Origin of the sequence: Prevotella disiens (assembly GCF_900454955.1) — a bacterium.
Taxonomy (GTDB): Bacteria; Bacteroidota; Bacteroidia; order Bacteroidales; family Bacteroidaceae; genus Prevotella; species Prevotella disiens.
The window spans coordinates 2,157,807-2,183,249 of sequence record NZ_UGTL01000001.1; the positions used below are offsets into that span (position 1 = coordinate 2,157,807).

Genomic DNA, 25,443 nt, shown 5'->3' on the forward strand with positions numbered 1-25,443 from the left:
TTACAAGAAATAAATTATGATGAGGAAAGTTAAGCCAAAACCTAATACAATAAGCTGAATGAAGCGGTCATGGAGTAGAACTTTCGTCGGGTCGCCACTCTTTTTATCAACAACAGCCAACTGGATATAGCGCAAAAGTCCCAATAAAACAAAAATACTCGTAAGGTAAAGATTCTCTGTATGAAAGTTTGCTATCGTTTCAGGACTCATCGTATACATGATATAACAAACCAATGTAACGCTGGCAGTAATCGTTATCGCTTGATTTATAAATGTTAAGTTGTAACGATAGGTATTCTTTCGAGGCGCTTCTCCCGTTTCATTCATGCGCAAAACATCATCTCTGCGCTTGGCAAACGAAAGAAAAAGCATGAGCAAAAACGTCATTAATACAATCCATTTACTCAATTTTATATCGGTAGCCATACCTCCTGCAAGGATTCTAAGCACAAAACCGAACGCTACGATACATACGTCAATAATGGCATGCTGCTTTAAGGCAAGGCAATAAGCCACATTTAGCAGCCAATAAAACCCTATGATTGCTCCTGTTTCATTACGGCGTTCAGGGAGAAACGATAAAGATAAAATTGAAAGGGCAAGCATTGCAATTATCAGAAAATAGCCTTGACTGATACTAATTGCCCCCGATGCCAAGGGACGACTACACTTTTTAGGGTGTCTGCGGTCATCATTCACATCCATAATATCGTTCAAACAATAGATAGAAGATGATGCAAACGAAAAGGAAAGCACCGTTATAAAACCTTCGGATAAGGCATCGAAATGTCCTAAAGCGCCTCCAAAAAAGATTGGGAACAGCACTACCAAGCTCTTAATCCATTGATAGGGGCGAATCAAAGTGATGAGTTCTTTCATTTTTCTTCTCCTTTCATTTTATGTTCCAGATAGCTTGCTACCTTATCGGTGCCTTTGTGCAGCAACCAAGCAAAGGGTAAAACAATGATGAATGTGGCAAAAAACTTAGCCCAATAGCTCCAACCCAATCGTTCAATATAGATTAAAACGAAGTGATTGTGCAGTAAATAAAGTTCCAAACTTATGCCACCAATAAAAACAAGTGCCTTATTCACAGCTTGAGGTATTCTATCTAATGCAACACAAATAAGTATGATACTCGTTATTGTCAGCGGAATGTAAAGCATACGCTCCAAGAAAAGTGGAAACATTCCGTGTCGTTGCTGCTCCAAATAGACACATGTTGAAAGTAAAGCTACGAATGAAAAGCCGATTAAACCGAGTGAATTTGCATCTATCATTCTCTTTTCTTTCACCAATACTCCAAAGTTTAATCCTATAAAATAAATAGGAACACGGCTCCAAAAGATTTCTAAATGCCACAAAGATTGGCGAAAAGGAATGACATATTCCACCATAACGCACCATGAAATCATCATTACGGGCAACCAACGATACACAGGGTGCTTTATGATTAATCGCAAATAAGCAGGTGTAACCAAGTAAAGCATCATCGTGGCAGGTATGTACCAAAAGGTTAATTCACCATTCAACCAAAAGTCCCAATTAATTGTTATATCACCGATTAAATCGATTAAATTTGCAGAATGCCCACCATGATTTACCCATTGTGGACAAATGGTATCAGGAATATAATACAACATTGCTACAAAAAGCCATGCAGGATAAATGCGAAGTATGCGCTTTTTCAAAAATTTCATCGCATTTGGCATCTTTGTCCACGAATACCACAGCCCTATTCCACTAAGAAAAAAGAAGATATCAACGCCAATATTGCCTATTCTTCGTAGTCCAAAGAAAGTATCGGTGCGTGATAAGCCCACATGGAAGAGTATGACAAAAATAATTGCCAATCCCATTAATTCACCACGAAAGCGGCTTATATTTTCAAGTTCTATATTCTTTAGCTTCATTTTAATTTAGGTGAAGGCACTTGTTTCATAAATTCTTTGAAAAGCCACGCTACGCAAATTGACGTAATGACATAGAGTAGCAATCCTGTATAAAGGTCGCCCGACTTTGAAATTGGTATAATGATTTTACGAGTAATTGGGTGAGAAATAAACATTGCTGCTGAAAGTCCACCCAACCATTCCGATTTATTTGCAACACCGAGTTTCAATTCTGGGTTTTTACTGTTCCATGACATGATAATTTTCACAAAGCTTACGACCAAAGAGCAGATAAACATCGGAACGAAAAGCCATGTAAAATAATAATTATCACCGTACCAAACTCCAAAGAACGATATTACAAAGATAAGATAAAAGGCTGATATATGCAAATTTCGCATATATTTTGCGTAAAGCAAACCTAACCCGAATGGCAACATGCCGCCTACAAAGTTATATCGCAAGCGATTAATTGTTTCGCCATTTGGGTCGCATAATAACTCGAAAACGGTACAAATCGCAATAAATGCCACTACCCACGTCCAATTTTTCTTGTACAAAAACAAACGATAGACAATATAAAGTTGCATCATCAAACCAAAGAACCAATAAGGTCCAGGCCAAATGATGTCGTCAGGATTGGGCAAAAGATTGTTAAAGAGTCCCATTTGTCCTATAATATCCAACACTTGATAACGATGTGGTCCAGGTGTGATGGCATCAACAAGCACAAAACAAGAAAAGCCCACAATCATCATGCGAAACAATTTAAGGAAATGGTAGCGAAAAAAGCTAAATATTGATGGTTCCTTATAGCTGGGATTGACAGCCATTTCTTGTGGAATCTTCACTTCATATTTTATAACTAAACCGTAAGCTGATAAGAAAAGAAATACAGGAACCCCGTAATGCCCAAAATAAGAAAGCAAATGCAAGAGGGTATAATGGTCAAAGTGATGTGCCATCACACGATTAAACCAATCAACATTGTGTTGATTGAATTGATATTCATTCTCTTGCACCACATGACGAAGCCAATGACAGTAATTGTGGAGCACAATCCCTGCGATTGCCAAGCCGCGCAAAATGCGACATTCGGTTCTACTGAGCGTTTTATCTACCTTATTCCCCGATATGGTTTGCTGCATTTCTGTTTTCATTTTTGCTTTTTATTTTCGCTATTATTGTAACGTTTTACCGTTTTTCGTTTGTGTTGCTCAACCAAATCATCATAGTTGGTTGTATTTTTCAAGATTCGTGGGCGCATCTCATTGTACTGCGGACTCAATATATCGTATTCTGCATGATAATCTTTTGCCTTGATTCCAGCCAAATGCAACAACAAATGTGGCAGCGCATCAGTCATAAACCGCTTATCTTTTACGGCTTTTATCTGTGCAAAAGTATCTTGATGTTTGGCGATATATTTTGGCGAACAATATATCCAAAATGGGACTTCAAACTCATAGTGTGCCAAGTCGTAATCTATTTGTGCCGAGTGGTTTCTACAAATGAAGCCTCGATTTCCTTCGTAACATTCCTCGCCATGGTCGGGCATATAGATTACGACAGCCTCTTCATCGGCAAAACGTTTTACAATTTGGTCGACAATAGAATCGTTATACAAGATAGAATTGTCGTAATGGGCCAACATAAAATGGCGTTGTTTGGATAAATCGGCACGCTTCTCGGCGTAATCTTTTGCCTTGAAATGTTTTCTGTCGGCAGGATAACGACGATTGTAGGAAACATGAGAACCCATAAGATGAAAAATTATCAAGTTATGTTCTTTGTTTTCAGATTTCAAATGATTGTCATAATCATTCAAAAGTCCTGCATCATAAGCAAACAAACGAGTATTACGGGTATCAAACATTGATTCAGACAACTCTGGGTGATTCAAGAAAAAACCTCCGCTAAAATCATAAACCGCTTCTTTGGCTTTCGACAAGAATTGATTGGTTATGAATGACACATGATAGCCAGCTTTGCGGAATAATTGTGGGAAGAGCGGATAGTCGCACCACTCGCCTTTTTGCCCAACGACGTGCATTGAGAAAAAGTTTTTAAACACAAAACTGGTTAGGTTCCAAGGCGCAACAACATCGGAGAATGGCACCAACAACCCTTGTTTTTCTAATGCAACCTGTCGTGGCGTGGTCTCCATAAAGTAACCATACTGCTGCGAATGGTGACGTCCCATACTTTCCCCAACAATTAACACGATATTTTTAGCATCAAACGAACAACTATCCACCATTGCATGGTCTTTTGCCTCAATCAGCCTATCAACTTGTTGGGCTGCCAATTCGTTGGCAAAAATACTAAATGCAAGGCGATAAGTAGGCAGGTAAAAATCGGCACATTCGGCAGTTGTAAGTTCATGCTCTACATCTCCAATAGACTGCATGCCAAACATTTGACACATTTCACGCTTGTTATGATAAGACGCACATGCCGACCAAACCAATAATACCGCCACAACAACACCGCTCAATGGAACTCCGATAGTTTTAAACTTCCATAAATTCGAAACCTTAATTACCTGATTTCGTTTGTTATATAGCTGAAAGACAACTACTAACACATGAAAAAGCACTAATAAAAGCACCAAGCAAACGCTCGAAGTAAGAATATCGGCATTCAAATAATTACTCAGAAATTCACCAGCCTCTCGACTATTGGTTTCGGCAGCCAATAGCAACATCGAAGGATTGAGCGTAGATTGAAATTTCACCCAACAAAACAAGTCGGCAAGACTCACTACATACGCCAGAAATGCGAAAAAAAACGCTATCCAATGCCTTGCTTTTCTGGGAATAATAGTAAGCAACAAGCAGACGAAGTACACATCTAAGAAGAGTTCAAACCATAAATTACTATAAACAGCAACATTATCTCGGTTGGCAGGAAGTTCCTCGTAAGAAACCAAAATACCAAGCAGATACATGAAAAAGAAGAAAGTAAAATTGCTCCATATCGGGTAACTTACTTTCTCAAACACTTTGCTTATCGCCTTTAAACTCATCTTTCTCTAAATTTGCGACAAAGGTACTGCAAAAAAAAGATAAATCAAAAAAATCTATATATAAATAGGTAATAGCAAAATTTCTTCTAAATTTTCACAAAAACAAATTGGGTATGGCGACGAATCCACATTCATTATACATAATTGGTATTCAATATATTACAAAAACACAATATCCTTCAAAAATAAAACCCACTGTTTTGAACTTTAAAAAAGCCTATTTCAAAACACCATACCCACACTTTTAAAAAGTATTGTGATTGATTCCATAGCCAAAGAGAGCAAAATCTCCTTTCAAAGGGTCATCAGGAAAAACTTTTAGCAGTGCGTCAGTGAGTCGGCGTGCCACGCTCATTGTGGCTGATGTGGTGTCAATAAGTTTTAAATAGTTTGCTTGCTTCACAACATGTGTATCTAACGGAATTATCAATGTCTTTTTATCGATGAAATCGCACCAAATTCCCAAATCAACAGGTGAGTTTTCGCGCACTAACCAACGCAAAAACATACATAAACGTTTGCAGCTCGATTTGGTATTCTTAGGTATAATTCCTTCTATTTTTCGCTCTGAAAAGAACATACAGAGGGCTTCAATGGCTACGATTGCTCTAATTTTTCCTTCTAACAATGAGTTTTCTTTACTTGCGAAGGCTTTTATATAACCCGAAATACTACCATATTGGCTCAACATCTCTGACAAAGCTGAAAAGAAATGGCGCATCATTTGGTTACTATAAAGACGATAAAAACAAGCGGAATTATCGGGTATTTCGTCTAAAAAACACTTATTTTTCACCCAAGAATAAGGCTCTTGTTTTGCAGATTCTAATAGATAGGTGATGCGGGGCATAAATTGCGTGCGCGCCCCATAACTAAGACACGCAGCCATAAATGCCATTACCTCTTGATTTTCCTTCCCCTCTACTTGGTGCATGAACCACGATGGGTCGCCATTGAGAAATGTTTCTCGCTCGTATAGCAACGAAAAAGCCACGAGTTTCTCCTTCGTGGCTTTGGTAATTCGTATAGTTTGCTTCACTTTTATATTTTTATTTTGCGCCTAATTTTAAAATTTGCTCAGCATGTTCCTTTACCTTTATCTGCTTTGGAGTGAAAATTTCTTCGATTTTACCTTCCTCATCAATAATGAATGTTGTACGATAAGTACCCATATAAGTACGTCCGCACATTTTCTTTTCACCATAAACACCAAATGTTTCGTTGAGTTTCTTATCAACATCAGCAATCAGCGGAAAAGGCAAATCGTACTTCTCTATAAACTTTTTATGCGATTTTTCATCTTGAACGCTAACGCCAATTACAGCATAACCACGCTTTTGCATGAGTTCATAGTTATCTCTAAAACTGCAAGCCTCTGATGTGCAACCAGGAGTAGAGTCCTTTGGATAAAAATAAAGCACAATTTTCTTACCTTTATAATCACTCAATTTTATTTCATTCCCATCTTGGTCAATTCCCAAAAGTTCTGGTATCTTGTCTCCTATATTCATAATTCTTACCTCATTTATTTATAATATTTGGGTTATCCCACTTACAAAGATACACATATTTTTATAAATCCAAGAATCAAAAGCATTTATTTTGTAAGAAATACTATCACATAGCATCTTTGCATTAGCAAAACCAGCCTATATATGTAGATCATCAGACTTTGCAAAGTTGTGATTTGCTTTAAAATTAGTATCTTTGCATTAGCAAAACCATCGGATAGTAAATCTATACTTTCATTTAGCAGGTTGTGATTTGCTTTAAAATTAGTATCTTTGCATTAGCAAAACCATCAGTCCTCGTTTTACCAGTTTTGACAGTCCGTTGTGATTTGCTTTAAAATTAGTATCTTTGCATTAGCAAAACCATCAACAATTCTTGTATAGGTGAGTGCCAATGGTTGTGATTTGCTTTAAAATTAGTATCTTTGCATTAGCAAAACCATCGGAACTCGTCCATATCAAGGGTATCAAGCTGTTGTGATTTGCTTTAAAATTAGTATCTTTGCATTAGCAAAACCATCAGAAGGAAAGTTTTTGTTACAAGCACGTGAGTTGTGATTTGCTTTAAAATTAGTATCTTTGCATTAGCAAAACCATCCCGAACTCATGGAATGAATGTACAACGTTAGTTGTGATTTGCTTTAAAATTAGTATCTTTGCATTAGCAAAACCATCTATTTTATAATACATAACATCGTAATCGGTGTTGTGATTTGCTTTAAAATTAGTATCTTTGCATTAGCAAAACCATCCACGTGCATCTCTTGCTGCGGTGTATTTCTGTTGTGATTTGCTTTAAAATTAGTATCTTTGCATTAGCAAAACCATCTTTTTTACTTTGGAGATGGAAAACACGCGTGTTGTGATTTGCTTTAAAATTAGTATCTTTGCATTAGCAAAACCATCTAACACGCATAACTACAATGTATATCTACTGTTGTGATTTGCTTTAAAATTAGTATCTTTGCATTAGCAAAACCATCGGGGTTGGTGTGGCTTTTAAGTGGTTCTAGTTGTGATTTGCTTTAAAATTAGTATCTTTGCATTAGGAAGTTACGAAAAGAGTGTAATTTATTGGAAATGAGCGTAGGTTAATCGCTCTTGATAGTAATAGGTTACGATTTAGTTAGTTATCTACTGCATTATCCTTCTGCGCGTTGCGTAACCTTCAAAGAACTCTTCGTATGCAAAAGTAGCTATTTAATTCGAGATTTTGATATAAACTCCCGTTTTTTTATCCCCTCATTCATAAGAATTTTCCGTAAAAGCGGTTTTATCCGTCGGAACACCATTGCCCAAAACGAGTTTTGAACAAACGTGTGCAGACTGCCGCATAGCCGGAGAAAAGGGCATTGCCTCACGCCTAAACGATGTTTAGACAGATGAAGCAATGCCCCTTTCTTTTGCGCCTATGCCAAGAGGTGCTTTTACGGGTTTTCAAATGATTTTTCTTTTTTCGCTGTCCCTTTTGCCGGAAGCGGAAAGTGAATGCAGAGTGTGTCAGCCTGCCCCATGAATGAAGCAGACGGACACACACAGCCGGGCAAACCGGGAAGAATGATTGTTGTCGCCCGGCTGGACAAGTCCTGTCGGATCGGAAACATTCATACTTCCTTTGTTGTGGTTTGCCCTTTTCACGCTCCGGTGATGTCTTTTACCTTTTGGTTATTCCTTTTTTACGGATTTTCTCCTGAAGTTTTTTCTACCCAATCTGCCTCTGTTTTCGTTTACCTCCATTTTGCGCCTTTCAGTGAGCCGCATCAGTCAGTCATTTTCGTTCTGGGCGCAAAGGTAATTCCGGGATTGGACGGGAAAGCAAGGTCAAGCCTCCTGTTTTCGGTAAAAATCTCCAGCCCTGCGGGTAGTATTTTGACCGAAAAACCTTGCATTCCCTAATCCCTACCTTTTCAAGCACCCGAAACGAAAACGACCGATGCGACAGAAAGACGCATAAAAAAAATGTCGGATAAACGAGAGGCAGATAAGATAGTTTGAAACTCAACTCCCTCAGCTCTTGAATCCGCATAAAAAAACAAAAAATCAAAAAACAACGGATATGAGAACAGCGATAGCAACAAAATTCGTGGCATGGGAAGTACCAAGTTTGGAGAACCTGCAAGACTGCAAGGTGTACGGACTTCGTAGCAAACTCAACAACGGAGAAAAATTGAGCCGAGAGGAAAAGGACTGGCTTACACGCAACGTGAATAGCAATTCCTATTTCAATAGCGCAGTACCCCTGCAAGGTTGGAAGTTTGACTTCTCCGACATTCTCCGAACCTACATCGTGAAGCAGTACGGACATTGGGCGGAATACAAGGCTACCGACAAGACCGCACTCCGCAGTTTCCTTTACGGCAGGATTGACAGCATCGTGGAACTTAACAAGTAAATACGGCTATGACAGCAACGGCAAATTTCAGACAAGTGGCGCAATACATCGGGTTGGCGATATGCGGCTTGATGATGCGCACCGCCTTCGGGGTGTTCGGCATCCTTTGGGGCATCATCAGAGAGATTGTAAACGGAGTGTTTCGAGTGGCGATAGGTGTAATCGTGGCTATCCTTTCCACCATTGCCTTCTTCGGCTTCATTCTTTGGTTATTCACCCTTTAACCCTTACCGATATGGCAAAAAGAAACAGCAAGACGGCAGCGCAGCAGTGCAGATATTACGAGGTGGACAACATCTTCGTGTATATGGTGGAAACGTACATCAACGGCAACATATCCGTGTTCCGTGAACTCTACCACGAACTGAACAAGGACGCACGGAGGGACTTCATGGACTTCCTTCTCAGCGAGGTAGAGCCGACCTATTGGAGAGAGATACTGAAACAGACAATCTAAAAACGACAGCGATATGAAAGGAACAGACCATTTCAAGAGAACGATACAGATGTATCTGGAACAGCGGGCGGAAGAGGATGCGCTCTTTGCGAAGAACTACCGCAACCCTGCCAAGAACATAGACGATTGCGTGACCTATATTCTGAACTACGTGAAGAAAAGCGGTTGCAACGGCTTCACGGACGGAGAGATATTCGGGCAAGCCGTCCACTACTATGACGAGAACGAGATAGAGGTAGGCAAGCCGATGAACTGCCAAGTGGTGGTGAACCACGTTGTGGAACTCACGGCGGAGGAAAAGGCGGAAGCACGTCAGAACGCTGTCCGCAAATACCAAGAGGAAGAACTCCGCAAGTTGCAGAACCGCCACAAGCCGAGAACCGCCAATAAAGCGAGCGCACAAGAAGTACAACAACCCAACCTATTCAATTTCTGATTATGAAACCGAGAACACGCATACAGCAGGAAGTCGCACGTTTGAGCAAGCGACTACCGATATTGACCGAAGAACAAAGGGCATACGCTTTCCGTCATTGCTTCAAGCATTACGCGGTCAAGAGGGCAAACGGCACGAACATCTGCACCGAGTGCGGACATTCGTGGAAAAGCGACCACGACCTTGCCGACACCGTTTGCGGATGCACCTGCCCCCGTTGCGGTATGGAGTTGGAAGCGTTGCGCACCCGAAAGAGCGTTTTCAGCGATATGGAGTATTTCTCCATCGTCACCACCTGCAAGCAGTACCAAGTGATACGCTTCTTTTCCGTCAATTCCCGATACAAGGCAGGACAGCCTGCCGAGTATTCCATCTTTGAGGTAGTGCAGAGGTGGATTGCCCCCGACGGCAGGACAACGACCGTTGCCCGACTGCGTGGAATGTCGATGTTATATTATGACCAGTGGTCGGAATACAGCGATATGGAGGTACGCAAGAACCAAGAAATTCGGGCATACGACATCACTCCGAGATGCACCTACCCCCGACAGCGTTTCATACCCGAAGTGAAGCGAAACGGCTTCAAGGGCGAATACCACAATATCCTGCCTTACGACCTTTTCAAAGGCATTCTTTCCGACAGCCGTGCGGAAACGCTGTTGAAGGCTGGGCAATATCAGATGTTGCGCTACTACCTGCACCACTCTTTCAATATCGGGGAGTATTGGGCGTCAATCAAGATATGTATCCGCAACGGCTACACCATCACAGACGGCTCTGTGTGGCGTGACACGATAGACCTCCTGCGACACTTCGGCAAGGATACGAACAGCCCGAAGTACGTCTGCCCCCAAGACCTCAAAGCCGAACACGACAGGTTGGTGGCAAGACGCAACCGCCAAAGGGAACGTGAACGGACTGAACGGCAACGGCAGAAAGCGGTTGAGGACGAGAAACAATATCTGAAAGCCAAAGGCATATTCTTCGGACTTGTCTTTTCCGACAGCCTTATCTGCGTTAAAGTCATAGAGAGCGTGGAGGAAATGATAGAGGAAGGACGGATGATGCACCATTGCGTGGGCGGCTACCACAATCGGGAAAATTCCCTTATCCTTTCAGCGACCATTGACGGCAGACGCATAGAAACGGTGGAAGTGTCCTTGAAAACCTTTGAGGTGGTGCAGTGTCGTGGCTTATGCAACGAGAACACAGAATACCACGAGCGCATCATAGACCTTGTGAACAAGAACGCCAATCTTATCCGTGAGCGGCTGAAAGCGGCATAGCATCAACCCTAAAACAACATTGATATGGAAGTAAGAATTGAAAGCATGATTTGTGTGTGGGACGATAAAATCCCTGCATTGTTCCTTGAATTTGTAAACCTCCTCACTCTCACAACGAGTGAGGGGGAATTGAGAAAGAGCGTAAAGGCGTTTGCCGAGAAGCACGAACTTGACAAGTTCTTCCTTTACGGCTTCGGCTCACACCATTTCTATCTGCATCAACGCTACACGAGCAATCCCGAAATGGTGATGAAGAACAGAGTTCTGTCAGTACATTTTTAACCATCTAAAAAGCAACATTATGGCAACACGAATGACCATCAACGGAGTAAGCACCTGCACGGAAGCAGGTACGGAGAAATACGAGCGTTTCCAATCGGGTATAGGCAGACGCAAGCGGACACTTGTGCAGTATGACTACCGCCACACGGACGGAGAATTGTTCGCTTGTGTCAAACCCACATTGGACGAGTGCCGAACCGCAAGGAACAAGTGGCTGAACGCAAAGCAGGGAAAGGAGGACAACCGATGAACACGACCTATCAGACGCTGATAGTCAAGTTCAGCGAATCTATCACGGCATTGGACGGCATCTTTGACGATGCCGGAGCGTGGGGAACGAACACCCTCAAAGGGTGGATAGATGATTACGAAAGCACACGCTTCACCGCCACCGACAGCCATACGGCAGTTATCACGAGCGAGTACAACATGGAATGTGTGAAAGAGTGGCTGCAACGGCAGACACCCATTGCCGAGATGCGAGAATTTTGAACAAGTTGGCGGTGTCCGCACCGCCAACACTTAAAAACTCTAAAAACAAAGGATATGATAGCAAAGACGATATTACAGCAGATAGGCGGAAAACGCTTTACCGCCATGACGGGAAGCCGTGACTTCATAGATATGGGCAACGGCTTACGGATGAGCCTTGCAAGGAACAAGACAAGCGCAAACCGCCTTGACATCATCTATGATGCAGGGGCAGACCTCTACAATATGCGCTTCTACCGCAAGACATTCAGCAAAAAGACATTCGAGTGCAGGACGAAAGACATTGCCGTACACGAGGGAGTTTATTTTGATATGCTGGAAGAAATATTCACGATGGTGACAGGACTTTACACACGCTTTTGAGTGGCGGGGCGGCGAAAGCCGCCCTACTTTCTTTCAGTGAGCATGATGGCGGACAAAGAAAGTAGCAAAGAAACCTTTGTCCAATCTGCGATACCATTCACAAAAAACAAGTTTTAATCATGGAAACAATCAGACAGAACGGAAAAATCATCTTGCACGGCAACGACGGCATAAGCATAAAGATGATTTTCAGAAACCTTACGGGAAAGAATTTTCAAGGTAAGGAGTATGCGGACTATATTCGCCACATCGCAATCAACAGCATGGGATTTACGTCCGGCAGCATCGAGCATTGCAGGGACGGTGGCGTGATAGACACGGGAACAATCCCGAATGTATGAAATGTAAAAGCAGAAAATCCGATGAAGCCCCAACTTCATCGGATTTTCGTTTATGTATGGCAGGCTCTAATCTAAACCTTTTGCCTCCCGTTCTTCATCTCTTTCTTGCGCATACTTCATTCCATAAAACGACTCCGCATCCATTTCTTCCATTAGATTGCTTTCAATCCATTCAGGTAAAAATTTTGCCGCATCTGGGGTTAGCCTTAAAGCATTATTCGTTGGTTCATACACAATCATGGTATCTTCACTACCATTTGCTGGTTCAACTCTGAATAAAGAACTTGATTCTGTATTACCAACAGATGCTTGGTAAAATTCGTATATCTCATGATAATTCATATCAATCGAATCAACGAAGCCTTGAAAATCTTTTGTTACGTTTGAATATGACATAAGTTGAGTTATAAATGTTTTTTCTTAACATAAGCAAAGGACGTGCCAAGTTGAATATGGCACGTCTTTTGTCAGTTTTGTCAGTCCTTTTATGGAATATACAGTAGCGCAAACTCCGCCTTTCTCCGTTTGAGCAGCATGGCGTGGCGTTTCCCTTTGTAGTTGCAGAAGGCTATATACTCACGGTAGATGTTCCTGTCGCCAGTTTCCAGCTTCTTGATTAAGGTGCTTTTGGGGATTGTCTTGCTGCCTAAGAGCTTCGCCGGTCCCACATTGTAAGCTAACGTGCCAAGCAAAGTCGAATCAACTCCGAATTTACGGAACATGGCGACAAATTTGCGCAGGTCTTTCCTCAAAAGTTCATCCGCCTGCCGTTTCGTCATGGTTCGTGCCGAATACCTTTCGCCCGGCAAAATTTTGTGCCCCCAACCCACGTATGGGTGGTGTTTCTCCGAGTGCCAGCCTTCAAAATATTTCGTGCAGCGCACCGCCCTCTCGAAAAGTGGCAGACGGTAGATTGCCGCCTGCCCGTCCGTTCCCTCTTGGCGGCTGATCCGTGCGGACACGGAACAGACCGCCAGAAGCGAACAGAGCATTGCCATGAATACACGCATCATCTTCATACACGTTTGAAACCTCCGATGGGAATGGCGGTAAAGCCGTCATCTTTCACGTTCCGGTTGTTGAAGTCAAATTCCAATTCGTAGGAATTTTTGAAATTGTCCTCCACCACCACGATGAAATTATGTGCCTCGTCACCCTCCGCCGTGTAGTACAGGCGGAACTTCCCGTTCTCCAGCAGGTAGCGGTCGTTGGGCAGGAAGGTGATGCCGTTGTCCATTTTCAGTGTGCCTTCCCCCTCAAACTGAAAATAGCGGATAGTGTAAAGCGTGTTAGCGAAGTCGCCCTCCTTTTTCAGTTCACAGCGGATTTCCACCGTCTGCCCCTTTGTCACCTTGTTCGGCACGGGCATGACCTCCACCGTGAAGGGATAGGACTGTTGAATGTCCATGTCGTCGTCGCACGACACGAGTGTGAATGACACAGCGGCTATCAGGCATAACGCCACCGCCTTGAAGATGGATGTTCTCTTGTTTCTGTTATTCAGTATGTTCATTGTTCTTCGATTTTTAGATGGTTGTTTTTCTGTTTTTTCGTTGTCTGTTGCAGGTACTCGTTCAAGTCCTTGCAACTGTCATAGAGTGAGGAACGGTCGGTGACACGCGCCCCATACCGTTTAGTAAGTGCGGCAAGCGTCCGCCGTCCGGCTTCGTCACGGTCGAGGAAGCAGCCGATGCGCCCGTATCCGTCCAGTAATCCCGTCGCCTTCTCTGCGTTGGCGACGGAGTTCAACACAAGGCAGTCAGCATTACCGGTTACACCAAGCGTCACCGCAGAAAGGAAGTCCATGAAGCCCTCGAACACGAGGCACTCGCCAGCCGGGATGTCCGTTGCCTTCACCAAAGACACATCTTTGGGCGGTATGCACCCCTTGAAATAGCGGCTTCTGACTTCATAGCCACCCGCCATGTTCGGGAAACCGACGGCAAAATACCGTTTTCCACGAACGCCGTAGTTCAGACGATAACAGTGGCGGGATGCGATAGCGTAAGGAATGCCCCGTTCTGACAGATACTCCGTCAGCGGTGAGCGGAGCAGCGGAGCGACCTCCACATCCTCAAAGACGGGTTCGGTCGGTTTCGGGAGATAGACGGGCTTTTCCCATCCGGTCACCGTCATGTTGGCGGCTTCCGCTATGAACTTCGCCTGCGCCATGAAGTCACCGCTTTGCAGAAACTCCCCGGCAAGCGTGAAGATGTCGCCGCCTTTGCCCAAACCGAAGTCGTACCAGAGCTGTTTCGCCACGTTCACACGGAAAGAGGGTGTGCGCTCGCCTCTGTACGGGGCGATATACCACAGCTCGTTACCGCTCCTTCTTACAGGCTCATGCCCCAACCGTGCGAGAAAATCCGCAAGCGGTATCCGTCTGACAGCTTCTATTTCCGCCCGTTCCATGCCCGTGTCAGTTGATGATGAACTTGATGCCGATCCCGAACTGCGTGTGAAACTTCCGTGTGTCGCCACCCCACAGGCAACGCTCACGCAGATTGGCAAGCAAGGCGATACAGTCTGCCACGTAGCACTCCACATCGAGCGTCAGCGCACCGCCGTAGATGAAAGCGTCCCGGTCGTGCAGCGTGGAGCCGTCATGCAGCATCTTCCTCCCCCAGTTCACCGACTCATATCCGGCGAGAGCCGAAGCCCCGGCATAGACGAACACGATTTTTCGAGCGTCCGACAGTATCTTGAAGTAATAGCCGCCCTCCGCCGTGAACTGCGCCACGGGTATCTTGGCGTCCTTGTAGGGGTTGTTCTTCAGGAGGTATTCGCCACCGAACACCCACTTGTTTCCCCTCTTCGTGTAGGTGGAGAGTGCCGCCCCGAAGCTGTACCCGCCGTCCTTGCCTTCGGGATTGAAGCCGTCCGCCATGTCCGCCCTCACCTCGATGCCCTGCATCTTCGGCAGACACCGCTGGGCGTGCGCCTGCCCCGTGAAAAGGGCAAGCGACGCGATGATTATTGCGATGTACTTTCTCATGGTCAGCGCACTTGAAGTTCATTGATGGTACTGGCGCGTACCAAATCCTCGTTCTCAATCACGAAGGACTGGTGACGGCCGCCGTTCTTCTCGTTCAGTTCCACCACGAGGCACTTGTCGTCGGGGATGGTGAACTTCGCCATCGTGAAGACCGTGCGCTCGCTCCTTTTGCCCGGCACGAGGGTGGCGTAGTTCTGCGCACGGAGCGGCAGGATAATCTGCTCCTGCACGGCGGTACGCTTCGCCACCTTCTTGTCCACGATTTTCCAAGTGATGTAGTCCACATCGAAAGGCACGTTGCTCTGGTTCTTTATCTCCGTGTGGAAGTAGAGCAAGCCGTTATGCGTGTAGATGCCTTTCAGAAGATATTGGATGCCGAAACGCTTGCAGCCGATATGCTTCACCTCCCGTTTGTTCTGCTTGTGGATGGACTTCATGATAAGGCGTACCAGCATCGGGCTTTCGCTGCCCAGCTCTTTCAAGTAGATTTCCTGCGCGTTGTTCGGGCGGTTCACCGTGCTGCCGTCATGGATGAAGTCGCACATCTCCACGTTGAGCAACAGCGGTTCGGCGGCGTACTTCACGTTGAAGGTGTAGAAACTGCCGTCCTCCGTGATGACGGACATGTTGGTTTCGTTGGGAAAATTTCTCACGGTAGCCTTCACACGGATGACGTTCTCCGCTCCGTCGGCTTTCCCGGCAATCAGGTCGGGCGAGCCTAAATCGACGTAGCGCACCTCCGCCGGAAAGATGACGTGGACGGTCTTGTCGTAGGTCACTTCCAGTCCGTGCGGCGGTATCATGCGGTCGAAGGTCAGCTTGCGCGACAGCCCGTGATACAGGTCACCGTCCGCCTCCTTCTGCGGATAGACCTCCTTTGTCAAGGTCGGCTGTTCATTACTTCCGTTGGTCGTTTCAACGGTTACATTCTCCTGCGCGTTGGCAGTTGCGATGCCCATAGCGAGGGCAAACATGATGATTACTTTTCTCATTACTTTTGGATTTTTAGTGGTAATTTTTTTATTGTTCTCAATCTTTTTCTTGGTAAAGCATGACCCTGTACCCGGCTTTCAGATGCACCTTGACGGTGCGCATCTTCTTGGCGATGTACTGGCTCGTGCCTTGTATCAGCCCCTTGCCCAAGTCGGAGGCGAGCTGCGCCCCGGCATTGGTGGAGATGTTGATGCTGCTCCCCAACGAGCCGCCCATGTTGGCGGCGACCTCCCTGACGGCGTTCATCTCCATCGAGTTCGGGATGAAGATGCCGGACTGTCCGTCCGTGTCATAGACCGCAAGTTCCACGGGGATAATCGTGCCGTCGTATTCCAGCGAGGTGATCCCGATGTCGAGCCGCTCACCCTGTATCTTGCCCGTGCCGACCACCACCGCATTGCGGGGGATTGTCCTGCCCGCCACCGCCATAGGCTCCAGCAGGCGCAGCCTTACCGTCTGCCCGTCCGTCACGCTCTGCGCCCCATGCACACATGCCGGTATGGTGTTCCTGTCCGATACCTCCGCCGTGCCGACAGCCGTATTAAAACTTCTGTTGCGCTCCTGCGAGAAAGTGGCGACAAACTCCGCGTTGCTCATGGGCTGTGCAAGCGAGGAAACAACTTGGCGGGTCACCTGCCTTACGGGTGTCGCCGTGTTCTTCTTTCCTTTCTGCACGGTGGCAGGCTCTGCCGCCTGTTCCGGCTTCCCACCGTTCTGACCGCCCATGTACTTTGCCGCCAGCTCGTAGGATTTCTCCATAAGAGCCACTTGGTCGTCCACGGCGGAAGCCTTGCCCTTCTCGCTTTCCAGTTCCGACTCCAGCGATGCGATGCGCTCCAACAATTCCTCCATCTCGGCATTGTCATTCTTCGGCTGTTCGTAGAAGTTGCCGAGCGTAGCGTTCAGGTCACGGTAGGCGGCAGCGGAGGATTGGATGGTCTGCGGCGTGGCGGGCTGTGCCTTTTCCTCCTTGCCGCCCGGATTGGCGAGGTCGAAGGCCGTTCCGTCCTCCGTTCCCACAATCTCTCGGTCGAACATGTCGCCCAACTGCCCGATGGCACGGTTGCGGCTCTCCTGACGCTCCTCCATCTCCCCATGCTCGTAGGCTTTCAGCTTGTCGCCGATAATCTGCCGGTTCGCCTTGTCCGCGTCGGGCATCTCGGTGTTGTAGCCGTCCGTTCCCGGCTGTTGCTCCTTGCCGGAGGACGGGGCGAATATCAGCCACATCGCCCCTATGAACACCAGCACCATAGCGGGCAGGACTATCATCTTCTGCCGTTTCAGCCGCTGCGCCTCGGTCAGCGGTTCGCGCTCCTTCTTCGGCTTTCCCGTGTCGGGAGCGGCTTTGTTCTCTTTCGTCGGTTCATTCTTTGGTTCATTCTTCTTCTGTTCCATATAAATAAGGTGTTAAGTGATTGTCTGTTTCCGCCGGGGTCGGCAGCTCCACCCGTCCGGCGTGTCCCGTTTCCATGCGTGAGCCATCATTCCTGCCGATGTCATAGACGGCTCTGCCGAAGGTGTATAGGGCAAGCACCGCGAAGGCGGCGAGCATCCCCAGCACGATGCGGCGGCATGTTTCCGGCGGCAAGCCGTCCAGATACCCTTTGAGCCTTTCCACCAGCCGTTTCCGTTTGTCGTGGAGCTTCCAGTACACGCCCCACATTGTTTTTCTGATACTTTTTACTTTCCGTTTCATAATCCGTTACCGTTTGATTGTCTGTAAATCCTTGTTCTCGATGATGGTGAAACCCTCGATGGTGAAACCGTTTGGGTTATCGTCCGACCGTGATGCGTTCAGCAGGCGGCAGGTGGTCACGAGGCTGCGCTCGGTGACGTTGCTCTGCCGGATGATTTTCTGCGTGGCGTAGGTCACGGCGCGGTAGGGATAGGCGTTGAAGTCGCACACCACGCTGTCCACCTTCAGCACTTGGTTGATGTTCCCGGCGATGATGCGGTTGTAGTACCCCTTCTCGGCGAAGTCCGAATAATAGTGGTACACGCTCTTGTCCGCCAGCAGCAAGGCACGTTTCACGTTGTGTTCAATCGCGCTTTTTTCAGGTGAGAGCGTGAAGAACAGCTCGTGGAAGCGGCGCACATGCTCCCGTGCCTCCGCCGGGCGGTTCTGCGACAGGTCCTGTGACAAGGCGAGCATCAGGCTCTTGCCGTTGTCCAGCACATAGATCTTCTCCCGTTGCTTCTCGGCGAAGCGGTAGGAGTTCCACACGCTCCACACCGTCACCACGGCGCACAGCGAGAGGAAGACGATACCGAACAGGCGTATCTGCCTGAACGACGATTCGATGTTTCTGAGTGACTTGAATTCCATTTTTACTTTTTCCGTTTATAATTGCACATTATTAGTGGTGCGATAAAAATCACGCCACCATAGTTAAACAATTAATATTTAGTCAAATATAAGCGTTCTTTGATTTTTTGATTTGAAAATGGTTTATTAGTCCTGACGTTACATTATATCAGGATTATGAATCAAGGTAAGTTTGTGTTCTCTCAAGTAGTCGAGTTTATACCGCGTTACCAGTTTGACAAACTTGTCAAGCAATATAAAGGAGACTGGCATTCCAAAAATCTCAGCAGTTACAATCACCTCCTCCATCTTGTTTTCGGACAGTTGACGGGATGTGATTCTCTGAGGGATATTTGTCTATGCCTTGAAGCCCATAACAGGATACTTTATCATCTCGGCTTTCGCAAGACAGTGAACCATACCTCTTTGTCTCGTGCAAACGAAAGTAGGGATTATCGCATCTTTGAAGGATTGGGACTTTATTTGATTGACACGGTCAGACCGATGTACTCAAATATCCAATTGACTCAAGTTACCATTGATAACGTGATATATGCTCTTGATTCCACAACCATATCGACCAGTATAAAACTTGCAACGTGGGCTTTTGGAAAATACAGCAAAGGAGCTGTCAAGATGCATACACTGTTAGATTTGAGAGGTAGCATACCTGCCAATATCCATATCACGGATGGCAAATGGCATGACAGCAACGAACTTGATGTGCTGACACCTGAACCTTATGCCTTCTACGTGATGGATAAGGCCTATGTTGACTTTAAAGCACTCTTTAGATTTCATCAGGCTCAGGCATTTTGGGTATCACGCCCCAAAGAAAACATGAAATTCGATACTGTCGAGCAGATGACCATTCCCAGCGTCAACTCCGGTATACTGGAAGACTCCCGTATCAGAGTAACAGGATATAACTCAAGTAAGCTATATCCCGAAGACATGAGATTCGTCCGTGTTTATGACCCTGAAAATGATACTATTGTGGATTTTATATCCAATAACTTTGAAGTCAGCGCATTGGAAATATCCAACTTGTACCGTCATCGTTGGGATATAGAGGTGTTCTTTAAATGGATTAAACAGAACATTTCCGTAAAGACCCTATGGGGGTATTCGGAAAATGCTGTCAAAGTCCATCTTTGGACTGCCATTATATCGTATTTAACAGTGGCAAGAATAAAGGCCGACTACAATAGTCCCTATTCAATTACCGAAGTGGCTACCCTGATTAGAATATCTGCAATGGAAAGAACAGACCTACGGTCGTTGATAACCAAGCAGGACTCGTCAATCATTTCAAACCAAAATGTCAAAGAACTCTCGTTATTTGATGATATTTAAAACCTATGCGATTTTATCGCACCAGTAGTAATTGCACATTGATTATTTCAGCAGCTTGCCGATGCGTCCGACGGCGTTCCCTGCGGTAGCTCCCGCAACTCCGCCCGCCATGCCTCCGGCACGTCCAGCCATCTGGTTCATGTTACGGTTGTAGCCGCCCATGCCCCCGGCTTGGATGATCCAGCCCGCCACGGTGGGGATGGTGAAGTAACCGATGATGCCGATGCAGAGGAACACGATGTACACCCCGTCGCTCGAATCCAGCGAGAAGTTCGGGTCTGCCTGCATCCGCTCGATGTCGCTTTGCAGCATCAGCACCTGTATCTTAGCCAGTATGGTGCTGAACATGTCCGACACCGGCAGCCACAGATAGACCTGTATGTAGCGGCATATCCACTGCGTGAGCGTGCTTTGGAAACCGTCCCACACCGATATGGCGAAGGCTATCGGACCGAGTATCGCCAGCACCACGAGGAAGAAGGTGCGGACGGTGTCTATCACGAGGGCGGCGGCTTGGAACAGCAGTTCCAGTATCTCGCGGAAGAAGTCGCGGATGCTCTTTTTCATGTTGTACATTCCCCGGTCGATATACATCCCCGCCATCGTCACCATGTCGGAGGGCGACCAGCCGAGTTCCTCCAGCTGTTTGTCAAACTCCTCGTTGGACACGAGGTAGGCGGTTTCGGGGTTGCGCATCATCGCCTCGTATTCCAACTTGTCCTTCTGCTGGCGGTAGGTGTTCATGTCGAGCGTTTCCGCCTCCAGCATCTTCGCCGTGCCTTGCACGACGGGCGAAAGGATGCTGTTTATCGTACCCAGCACAACCGTGGGGAAGAACATGATGCAAAGACCGATGGCGAAGGGGCGGAGCATCGGGAACACGTCTATCGGTTCGGCTCTCGCCAGCGACTGCCATACCCGGTAGGCGACGTAGAACAGCGCGCCCAGCCCGGCGATGCCTTTCGCCACGCCCGCCATGTCCTCGCACAGCGGCATCATCTGCTCGTAGAGCGAGCGCAGAATCTGGTGAAGGTTGTCGAACTCCATAGTCTTACCAGTATCTTTCGTTCATGTTCCCGTACAGCCCCATGATGCGGTCGAGGTCGTTCTTCTTTTTAGCGCGGAGATAGGACACCGATATGTTCTTGTTGGTGTAGTAGCTCACGAGGTTGCGGTAACGCTTCATTTTGGAATGGCAGCGTTCCACCACGTCCATGCGCTCCTTGTCGGTCATGGAGAGCGTGGTGATGTTCACCACGTTTTTCAGTTCGGTCAGTACATCATTGCTCTCTTCCAGCAGCTTCGTGTAGCCGAAGGCGATGGCTCCCAGTTCCTCCACGGTGAAGTTGTCGTCACGCATCATCCGCTGGAAGTTGGTCACATAGATGTCGGTGATGTCGCCCACCATCAGGATGGTCTGTTGCACCTTGCGGGCATCCCGGACAAGGTTGTTCACTGATTTCAGCGCGTCGTAATACTTCTTTCCCTGCTCGTAGATTTTCACGGTTTCCTGAAAATTCTTCACCATGTTCTGGGCGGTGGTCGAGGTATGCACCACGTTCTTGGAGGTGTTCACGATGCTCTGGGCGATGTTGGACGGGTCTATCACCGCCCACTGTGCGCTTGCCCGGCCCGCGAGAAGCAGGCACAGGCAGACAATCATTGTTATTCTTGTTCTCATGTTTACTTTGGATTTTAGCGGTTGTTATTCTTCTGTCTGGTTCTCCGGCTGCGGCTTCACCCGCACATAGTCACCGTTTGGCGAGAAGGTCAGCACGTCCGTTGCCTCGTTGTAGGACACGTCGATGCGGAAGCCGGTGTTCATGAACAGGTTGCCGTTCTCCTCCTGCAAGAGATAGGTTTCCGGCTTGAGTTTGCGGCGCAGACCGCTCCGGCGGAACACCGTCACCTTGTAGGCTTCGCCCTCCTTGTAGATAAGCACGTCGGGCTTCCCCTCCACGCTCTCCCAGTTCCCGCACAGCATGTCACGGCGGTTGTCGGCCACGTCGCAGGATTGCAGCATCATGACCGCCAATCCGATCAGGCACTTGCTGACTTGCAGCATTTTCACTTTTGGTAAATTCATACGCATTTTTCTTTTTTCGTTGATAAATTCATTTTTAATTGTTGGTTGTTTCCTTGTTTCTCCGCTTTTCGGCAAGTTGCCGGATGGCGGCTTCGATGTCGCCGCCCAGCTTCTCCGCCAGACGGTAAACCTCCACTTTCTCCGTTTCCTCGGTGGTGTACGCCAGATACTCTTCGGCACTGACCTCCGTAGCATAGACCGCCGACTGCGTGCCGCCCAAGCCTATCCACACCTCCTTGTAGAGCCGTGAAGGGTTGTTCGCCATGTTGATGGAGAGTATCTGCCCCTTCTCCTTTTCCGTCAGTCCGAGCAACGCCTGTATCTGGTCAAACTTGTTCATATACTTGCGCTGGTCGAGAAGTATCTTGCAGTCGGAGTTGTTGATGATGCTCTCCTTGACCACGGGAGAGGAAATGATGTCGTCCACCTCCTGCGTTACCACGATTGCCTCGCCGTAATATTTTCTGACCGTCTTGTACATATAGCGCAGGTATTCAGCCATGTTCGCCGAAGAAAGAGCCTTCCAAGCCTCTTCCACGATAAGCTGTTTCCGCACCCCTTTCAGCCGTCGCATCTTGTTGATGAAGGCTTCCATGATGATGATCGTCACGACCGGAAAAAGCTCGCGGTTTTCCTTTATGCTGTCAATTTCGAAGACAATGAACCGCTTGTTGAGCAGGTCGATGTTCTCCGTGGAGTTGAGCAGGAAGTCGTAACGCCCGCCCCGGTAATACTGCCGCATGGTGGTGAGCATGTTGTCGATGTTGAAGTCGGACTTCTCCACCTTGATGTCACGTTCAGCCAGCTCCTTGCGGTAGTCGTCGCGCATATACTCGTAGAAGGTGTTGAAAGACGGCACGATGCTCCGGTCTGCCTTGATGCGCTCGATGTAGGCACTCACGGCACTGCCCAGTTCGCCGCTCTCCGTCTTCGTCACCTTGTCGTCCTCCGACTTCCAGAGCGTCAGCAGCAGGGTCTTGATGCTGTCCTTCTTCTCCACGTCGAAGACATAATCATCGGTGTAGAACGGGTTGAACGATATGGGCTTTTCCTCCGTGTAGGTGAAGTACACGCCGTCCGCTCCGCCTGTCTTGCGCCGGATCATGCCGCACAAGCCCTGATAAGAGTTTCCCGTGTCCACCAGCACGACGTGCGTACCTTGTTCGTAGTATTGCCTCACGAGGTGGTTCATGAAGAACGACTTGCCGCTGCCCGAAGGACCCAGCACGAACTTGTTGCGGTTCGTGGTGATGCCCCGCTTCATGGGCAGGTCGCTGATGTCGAGGTGCAGCGGTTTTCCCGTGAGCCTGTCCACCATCTTGATGCCGAAGGGCGAGAGCGAAGAGCGGTAATTGGTTTCCTCCGTGAACAGGCACACCGCCTGCTCGATGAAGGTATGGAAACTCTCTTCCGCCGGAAAGTCCGCCGCGTTGCCGGGTATCGCCGCCCAGTAGAGCGTCGGGCAGTCGATGGTGTTGTGGCGCGGCACGCACTCCATGCTTGCCAGCTGGCTGCCCACATCGTTCCTTATATGCTTCAGCTCCTCCGCGTCGTCGCTCCACACCATGACGTTGAAATGCGCCCGTACCGAGGTCAGCCCGTAGGAATGGGCTTCGTTCAGGTATTGGTCTATCCACTCGCGGTTGATACTGTTGCTCCGGCTATACCGTGAGAGCGACTGCATATTGCGGGCGGATTTCTCGAACTTCTGCAAGGCTTCCTCGCTGTTGTCTATCAGCACATACTGGTTGTAGATATGGTTGCAGGAGAGCAGCAACCCCACGGGGGAGGCGAAGGAGAGGCGGCAGTCGCTCCGGTCGGTGGAGAGCTTCTCGTAACGGGTGTCGGTTGCCACCTTGCCCGGCAGGTCTTCCGCGTCGGAGAGGGTGTGCAGGCACAGTCGGTTGTCGCCGATGCGCATCTCCCTTGCCGAAAGCTCAATATCTTGTAAGGTGGTATTCCCCTCCGGCATGAGCGAGAAGTAGCGTTCAATCAATCCCGTTTTTCCCTCAGTACCCACAATCTCATCGGTGGATAGGCGGCGCAGCCTGACAAGCCCGCTGTCGTTCATGATGCGCTCGAACTGTTCGCAGGCTTCCAAGAACTTGGTCGTGGTTTCCTTGTCCAGCTCCTTCGGGATGATATGTCCCCGGCACAGCGTGCTGAAGTTGCTCTGCATCCGGTTACGCTCCTTTGTCGTCTTGGTCAGGTAGAGATAGCAGGTGTGTTTCAGGTACGGACGCTCGTTGAAGTGTCGCTCGAAGCTGCGTGAGAGGAAACTCATGTCGTCCTTCTGAAGTTCCGGCTTGTAGCGTTCCTTGATGAACCAGTCCTGTTTGTGGACGACGGAGTAGTCCGGCAGCACCTTGATTGCCTTGCACCAGCAGCCGTGTATCGCCTCGTACTCCGCGCCCGTCACGGTGTAAAGTTCCGGCAGCTCCACCTCGAAAGCCACCGTGATGTCGGCGTCCTTTGAGATGATGCAGCCATGCTCCACCGCTAAAAGCGGGAACTTGTTTTCCAGTGTTGTCATTTTCGATGTATTCCTCATTGTCTTTCTTCCTTTCGTTGTCGTTTGAACAGACGGGGTATCCGCCGCCGGTTAATCAGGTATCGGGGGTGGCTCCGTGCCGCTCCCATTTTCATCAGCCCGTGTTCGCCGTACCGGGCGTTCAGCGCGAAGGTCTGCCATACAAGGAGGGAGGACGATGCCGCGCCGAAGCCGATACATATCCACTGGTCGATGCCGACCATGTAGAGGATGACGAACAGGACGAAGAGAGCCAGCAGACCTCCGCAGAAGATGAAGAGGTACTGAGCCTTCAAGCCCTTGAACTCTACCGGACGACCGATACCCTTGTTTACCGGGTATTCAGCCATACATTATTATATTAGAGGAAGAATGAGCGCAGGATGGTGGCGGCTACAATCAGGAAGATGCACGCGCCGAACCAGCTTGCGGCTGTTTTTGAGGTGTCGGGGTCGCCCGATGAAAATTTCCCGTACACTTTCACGCCCCCGATAAGCCCGACGACCGCGCCGATGGCGTATATCAGTTTCGTGCCGGGGTCGAAATAGGAACTCACCATAGAGGTGGCTTCGTTGATGCCCGCGATGCCGTTTCCCTGCGCGAAGGCGGAGGCGGTTGCGGCGATGATGAGTGCCGCAGAGAGGATTGTTTTTCTGTTTCTTACGATGTTCTTGTTCATAAACTGTCCTTGTTTTTTG

Annotated in this window: 33 protein-coding genes and 1 CRISPR repeat array; of the genes, 12 read left to right on the forward strand and 21 right to left on the reverse strand. The window is 47.7% G+C overall.

Going from position 1 to position 25,443, the window contains the following annotated elements:
- From DYI03_RS09475 to bcp, 6 genes are all read right to left on the reverse strand, one after another.
- Positions 1 to 879 (reverse strand): decaprenyl-phosphate phosphoribosyltransferase, encoded by an 879-nt coding sequence (locus tag DYI03_RS09475; RefSeq protein ID WP_021668596.1) that lies wholly within the window; start codon positions 877 to 879, stop codon positions 1 to 3.
- A complete protein-coding gene (locus DYI03_RS09480; RefSeq protein WP_021668597.1) occupies positions 876 to 1,913 on the reverse strand; it encodes an acyltransferase family protein in 1,038 nt (345 codons plus the stop codon). Before DYI03_RS09480 ends, DYI03_RS09475 begins: the two co-directional genes overlap by 4 nt.
- A complete protein-coding gene (locus DYI03_RS09485; RefSeq protein ID WP_021668598.1) occupies positions 1,910 to 3,052 on the reverse strand; it encodes an acyltransferase family protein in 1,143 nt (380 codons plus the stop codon). Before DYI03_RS09485 ends, DYI03_RS09480 begins: the two co-directional genes overlap by 4 nt.
- Positions 3,049 to 4,920 (reverse strand): phosphoethanolamine transferase, encoded by a 1,872-nt coding sequence (locus DYI03_RS09490; protein ID WP_021668599.1) that lies wholly within the window; start codon positions 4,918 to 4,920, stop codon positions 3,049 to 3,051. The genes DYI03_RS09485 and DYI03_RS09490 overlap by 4 nt, the downstream gene beginning before the upstream one ends.
- 244 nt (positions 4,921 to 5,164) lie before the next feature.
- Entirely contained in the window at positions 5,165 to 5,959 is a 795-nt protein-coding gene (locus DYI03_RS09495) for a TIGR02757 family protein (RefSeq protein ID WP_004356966.1), read from the reverse strand.
- 10 nt (positions 5,960 to 5,969) lie between these two features.
- Positions 5,970 to 6,431 carry a thioredoxin-dependent thiol peroxidase gene (gene bcp, locus DYI03_RS09500; RefSeq protein ID WP_004356800.1) on the reverse strand — a complete coding sequence of 154 codons (462 nt, stop codon included), beginning with the start codon at positions 6,429 to 6,431 and terminating at the stop codon, positions 5,970 to 5,972.
- A gap of 168 nt (positions 6,432 to 6,599) precedes the next feature.
- A CRISPR array of direct repeats spans positions 6,600 to 7,490; the repeat unit is 47 nt; unit sequence GTTGTGATTTGCTTTAAAATTAGTATCTTTGCATTAGCAAAACCATC.
- A gap of 453 nt (positions 7,491 to 7,943) precedes the next feature.
- On the opposite strand from bcp, the gene DYI03_RS09510 reads away from it, so the two are divergent.
- From DYI03_RS09510 to DYI03_RS09565, 11 genes are all read left to right on the forward strand, one after another.
- Entirely contained in the window at positions 7,944 to 8,327 is a 384-nt protein-coding gene (locus tag DYI03_RS09510) for a hypothetical protein (protein ID WP_021669752.1), read from the forward strand.
- A 160-nt stretch (positions 8,328 to 8,487) separates the two neighbouring features.
- Positions 8,488 to 8,823 (forward strand): hypothetical protein, encoded by a 336-nt coding sequence (locus tag DYI03_RS09520; protein ID WP_005790754.1) that lies wholly within the window; start codon positions 8,488 to 8,490, stop codon positions 8,821 to 8,823.
- An 8-nt stretch (positions 8,824 to 8,831) separates the two neighbouring features.
- Positions 8,832 to 9,047 (forward strand): hypothetical protein, encoded by a 216-nt coding sequence (locus DYI03_RS09525; protein WP_005790756.1) that lies wholly within the window; start codon positions 8,832 to 8,834, stop codon positions 9,045 to 9,047.
- A gap of 11 nt (positions 9,048 to 9,058) precedes the next feature.
- Complete coding sequence (locus DYI03_RS09530) at positions 9,059 to 9,280, forward strand: hypothetical protein (RefSeq protein WP_005790759.1); 222 nt, start codon at positions 9,059 to 9,061, stop codon at positions 9,278 to 9,280.
- A gap of 13 nt (positions 9,281 to 9,293) precedes the next feature.
- Complete coding sequence (locus DYI03_RS09535) at positions 9,294 to 9,716, forward strand: PcfK-like family protein (protein WP_005790760.1); 423 nt, start codon at positions 9,294 to 9,296, stop codon at positions 9,714 to 9,716.
- Positions 9,717 to 9,718: 2 nt separating this feature from the next.
- On the forward strand, positions 9,719 to 11,002 hold the full coding sequence (locus tag DYI03_RS09540) for a PcfJ domain-containing protein (protein WP_005790762.1): 1,284 nt from the start codon (positions 9,719 to 9,721) through the stop codon (positions 11,000 to 11,002).
- A 24-nt stretch (positions 11,003 to 11,026) separates the two neighbouring features.
- Positions 11,027 to 11,284: a hypothetical protein gene (locus DYI03_RS09545; protein ID WP_005790764.1), complete on the forward strand. Its 258-nt coding sequence runs from the start codon at positions 11,027 to 11,029 to the stop codon at positions 11,282 to 11,284.
- Positions 11,285 to 11,303: 19 nt separating this feature from the next.
- On the forward strand, positions 11,304 to 11,534 hold the full coding sequence (locus DYI03_RS09550; protein ID WP_005790765.1) for a DUF3873 domain-containing protein: 231 nt from the start codon (positions 11,304 to 11,306) through the stop codon (positions 11,532 to 11,534).
- On the forward strand, positions 11,531 to 11,776 hold the full coding sequence (locus tag DYI03_RS09555; protein ID WP_005790767.1) for a DUF6956 domain-containing protein: 246 nt from the start codon (positions 11,531 to 11,533) through the stop codon (positions 11,774 to 11,776). Before DYI03_RS09550 ends, DYI03_RS09555 begins: the two co-directional genes overlap by 4 nt.
- 54 nt (positions 11,777 to 11,830) lie before the next feature.
- Positions 11,831 to 12,139: a hypothetical protein gene (locus DYI03_RS09560; RefSeq protein ID WP_025064471.1), complete on the forward strand. Its 309-nt coding sequence runs from the start codon at positions 11,831 to 11,833 to the stop codon at positions 12,137 to 12,139.
- A 119-nt stretch (positions 12,140 to 12,258) separates the two neighbouring features.
- Positions 12,259 to 12,480: a DUF7688 family protein gene (locus tag DYI03_RS09565; RefSeq protein WP_021668321.1), complete on the forward strand. Its 222-nt coding sequence runs from the start codon at positions 12,259 to 12,261 to the stop codon at positions 12,478 to 12,480.
- Between the two features lie 66 nt (positions 12,481 to 12,546).
- Here DYI03_RS09565 and DYI03_RS09570 read toward each other — a convergent pair whose 3' ends face one another.
- From DYI03_RS09570 to traK, 9 genes are all read right to left on the reverse strand, one after another.
- The gene (locus DYI03_RS09570; RefSeq protein WP_005790773.1) at positions 12,547 to 12,876 is read right to left on the reverse strand and encodes a hypothetical protein; all 330 of its coding nucleotides are present in this window, start codon (positions 12,874 to 12,876) and stop codon (positions 12,547 to 12,549) included.
- 89 nt (positions 12,877 to 12,965) lie between these two features.
- The gene (locus DYI03_RS09575) at positions 12,966 to 13,493 is read right to left on the reverse strand and encodes a glycoside hydrolase family protein (protein ID WP_025064470.1); all 528 of its coding nucleotides are present in this window, start codon (positions 13,491 to 13,493) and stop codon (positions 12,966 to 12,968) included.
- A 2-nt stretch (positions 13,494 to 13,495) separates the two neighbouring features.
- On the reverse strand, positions 13,496 to 13,993 hold the full coding sequence (locus tag DYI03_RS09580) for a DUF3872 domain-containing protein (protein WP_021668883.1): 498 nt from the start codon (positions 13,991 to 13,993) through the stop codon (positions 13,496 to 13,498).
- Positions 13,990 to 14,892 (reverse strand): toprim domain-containing protein, encoded by a 903-nt coding sequence (locus DYI03_RS09585; protein ID WP_025064469.1) that lies wholly within the window; start codon positions 14,890 to 14,892, stop codon positions 13,990 to 13,992. The genes DYI03_RS09580 and DYI03_RS09585 overlap by 4 nt, the downstream gene beginning before the upstream one ends.
- A 7-nt stretch (positions 14,893 to 14,899) precedes the next feature.
- The gene (locus DYI03_RS09590; protein ID WP_025064468.1) at positions 14,900 to 15,475 is read right to left on the reverse strand and encodes a conjugal transfer protein TraO; all 576 of its coding nucleotides are present in this window, start codon (positions 15,473 to 15,475) and stop codon (positions 14,900 to 14,902) included.
- A gap of 2 nt (positions 15,476 to 15,477) precedes the next feature.
- On the reverse strand, positions 15,478 to 16,467 hold the full coding sequence (traN, locus tag DYI03_RS09595) for a conjugative transposon protein TraN (protein WP_115367936.1): 990 nt from the start codon (positions 16,465 to 16,467) through the stop codon (positions 15,478 to 15,480).
- Positions 16,468 to 16,504: 37 nt separating this feature from the next.
- Positions 16,505 to 17,863 (reverse strand): conjugative transposon protein TraM, encoded by a 1,359-nt coding sequence (gene traM / locus DYI03_RS09600; RefSeq protein WP_005790788.1) that lies wholly within the window; start codon positions 17,861 to 17,863, stop codon positions 16,505 to 16,507.
- On the reverse strand, positions 17,844 to 18,131 hold the full coding sequence (locus DYI03_RS09605) for a TraL conjugative transposon family protein (protein WP_005790789.1): 288 nt from the start codon (positions 18,129 to 18,131) through the stop codon (positions 17,844 to 17,846). The genes traM and DYI03_RS09605 overlap by 20 nt, the downstream gene beginning before the upstream one ends.
- Positions 18,132 to 18,170: 39 nt before the next feature.
- Positions 18,171 to 18,794, reverse strand: coding sequence for a conjugative transposon protein TraK (traK, locus tag DYI03_RS09610; RefSeq protein WP_004293887.1), 624 nt, complete (start codon positions 18,792 to 18,794; stop codon positions 18,171 to 18,173).
- Positions 18,795 to 18,950: 156 nt separating this feature from the next.
- Here traK and DYI03_RS09615 point away from each other — a divergent pair, with 156 nt between their 5' ends.
- Positions 18,951 to 20,129, forward strand: coding sequence for an IS4 family transposase (locus DYI03_RS09615; protein WP_021669864.1), 1,179 nt, complete (start codon positions 18,951 to 18,953; stop codon positions 20,127 to 20,129).
- A gap of 42 nt (positions 20,130 to 20,171) precedes the next feature.
- Here the strand turns inward: DYI03_RS09615 and traJ are convergent, their stop codons facing one another.
- The 6 genes from traJ to DYI03_RS09645 are packed head-to-tail and all read right to left on the reverse strand — an operon-like array spanning position 20,172 to position 25,424.
- Positions 20,172 to 21,176, reverse strand: a complete 1,005-nt coding sequence (traJ, locus tag DYI03_RS09620; RefSeq protein ID WP_005790792.1) for a conjugative transposon protein TraJ — start codon at positions 21,174 to 21,176, stop codon at positions 20,172 to 20,174.
- Positions 21,177 to 21,180: 4 nt separating this feature from the next.
- Entirely contained in the window at positions 21,181 to 21,810 is a 630-nt protein-coding gene (locus DYI03_RS09625) for a DUF4141 domain-containing protein (RefSeq protein ID WP_005790794.1), read from the reverse strand.
- 24 nt (positions 21,811 to 21,834) lie between these two features.
- Positions 21,835 to 22,215 carry a DUF3876 domain-containing protein gene (locus tag DYI03_RS09630; protein ID WP_025064467.1) on the reverse strand — a complete coding sequence of 127 codons (381 nt, stop codon included), beginning with the start codon at positions 22,213 to 22,215 and terminating at the stop codon, positions 21,835 to 21,837.
- A gap of 34 nt (positions 22,216 to 22,249) precedes the next feature.
- The gene (locus tag DYI03_RS09635) at positions 22,250 to 24,766 is read right to left on the reverse strand and encodes a TraG family conjugative transposon ATPase (protein ID WP_115367937.1); all 2,517 of its coding nucleotides are present in this window, start codon (positions 24,764 to 24,766) and stop codon (positions 22,250 to 22,252) included.
- Positions 24,763 to 25,095 carry a DUF4133 domain-containing protein gene (locus tag DYI03_RS09640; protein ID WP_005790799.1) on the reverse strand — a complete coding sequence of 111 codons (333 nt, stop codon included), beginning with the start codon at positions 25,093 to 25,095 and terminating at the stop codon, positions 24,763 to 24,765. The genes DYI03_RS09635 and DYI03_RS09640 overlap by 4 nt, the downstream gene beginning before the upstream one ends.
- A gap of 11 nt (positions 25,096 to 25,106) precedes the next feature.
- A complete protein-coding gene (locus tag DYI03_RS09645; protein ID WP_005790801.1) occupies positions 25,107 to 25,424 on the reverse strand; it encodes a DUF4134 domain-containing protein in 318 nt (105 codons plus the stop codon).
- Positions 25,425 to 25,443: the final 19 nt, after the last annotated feature.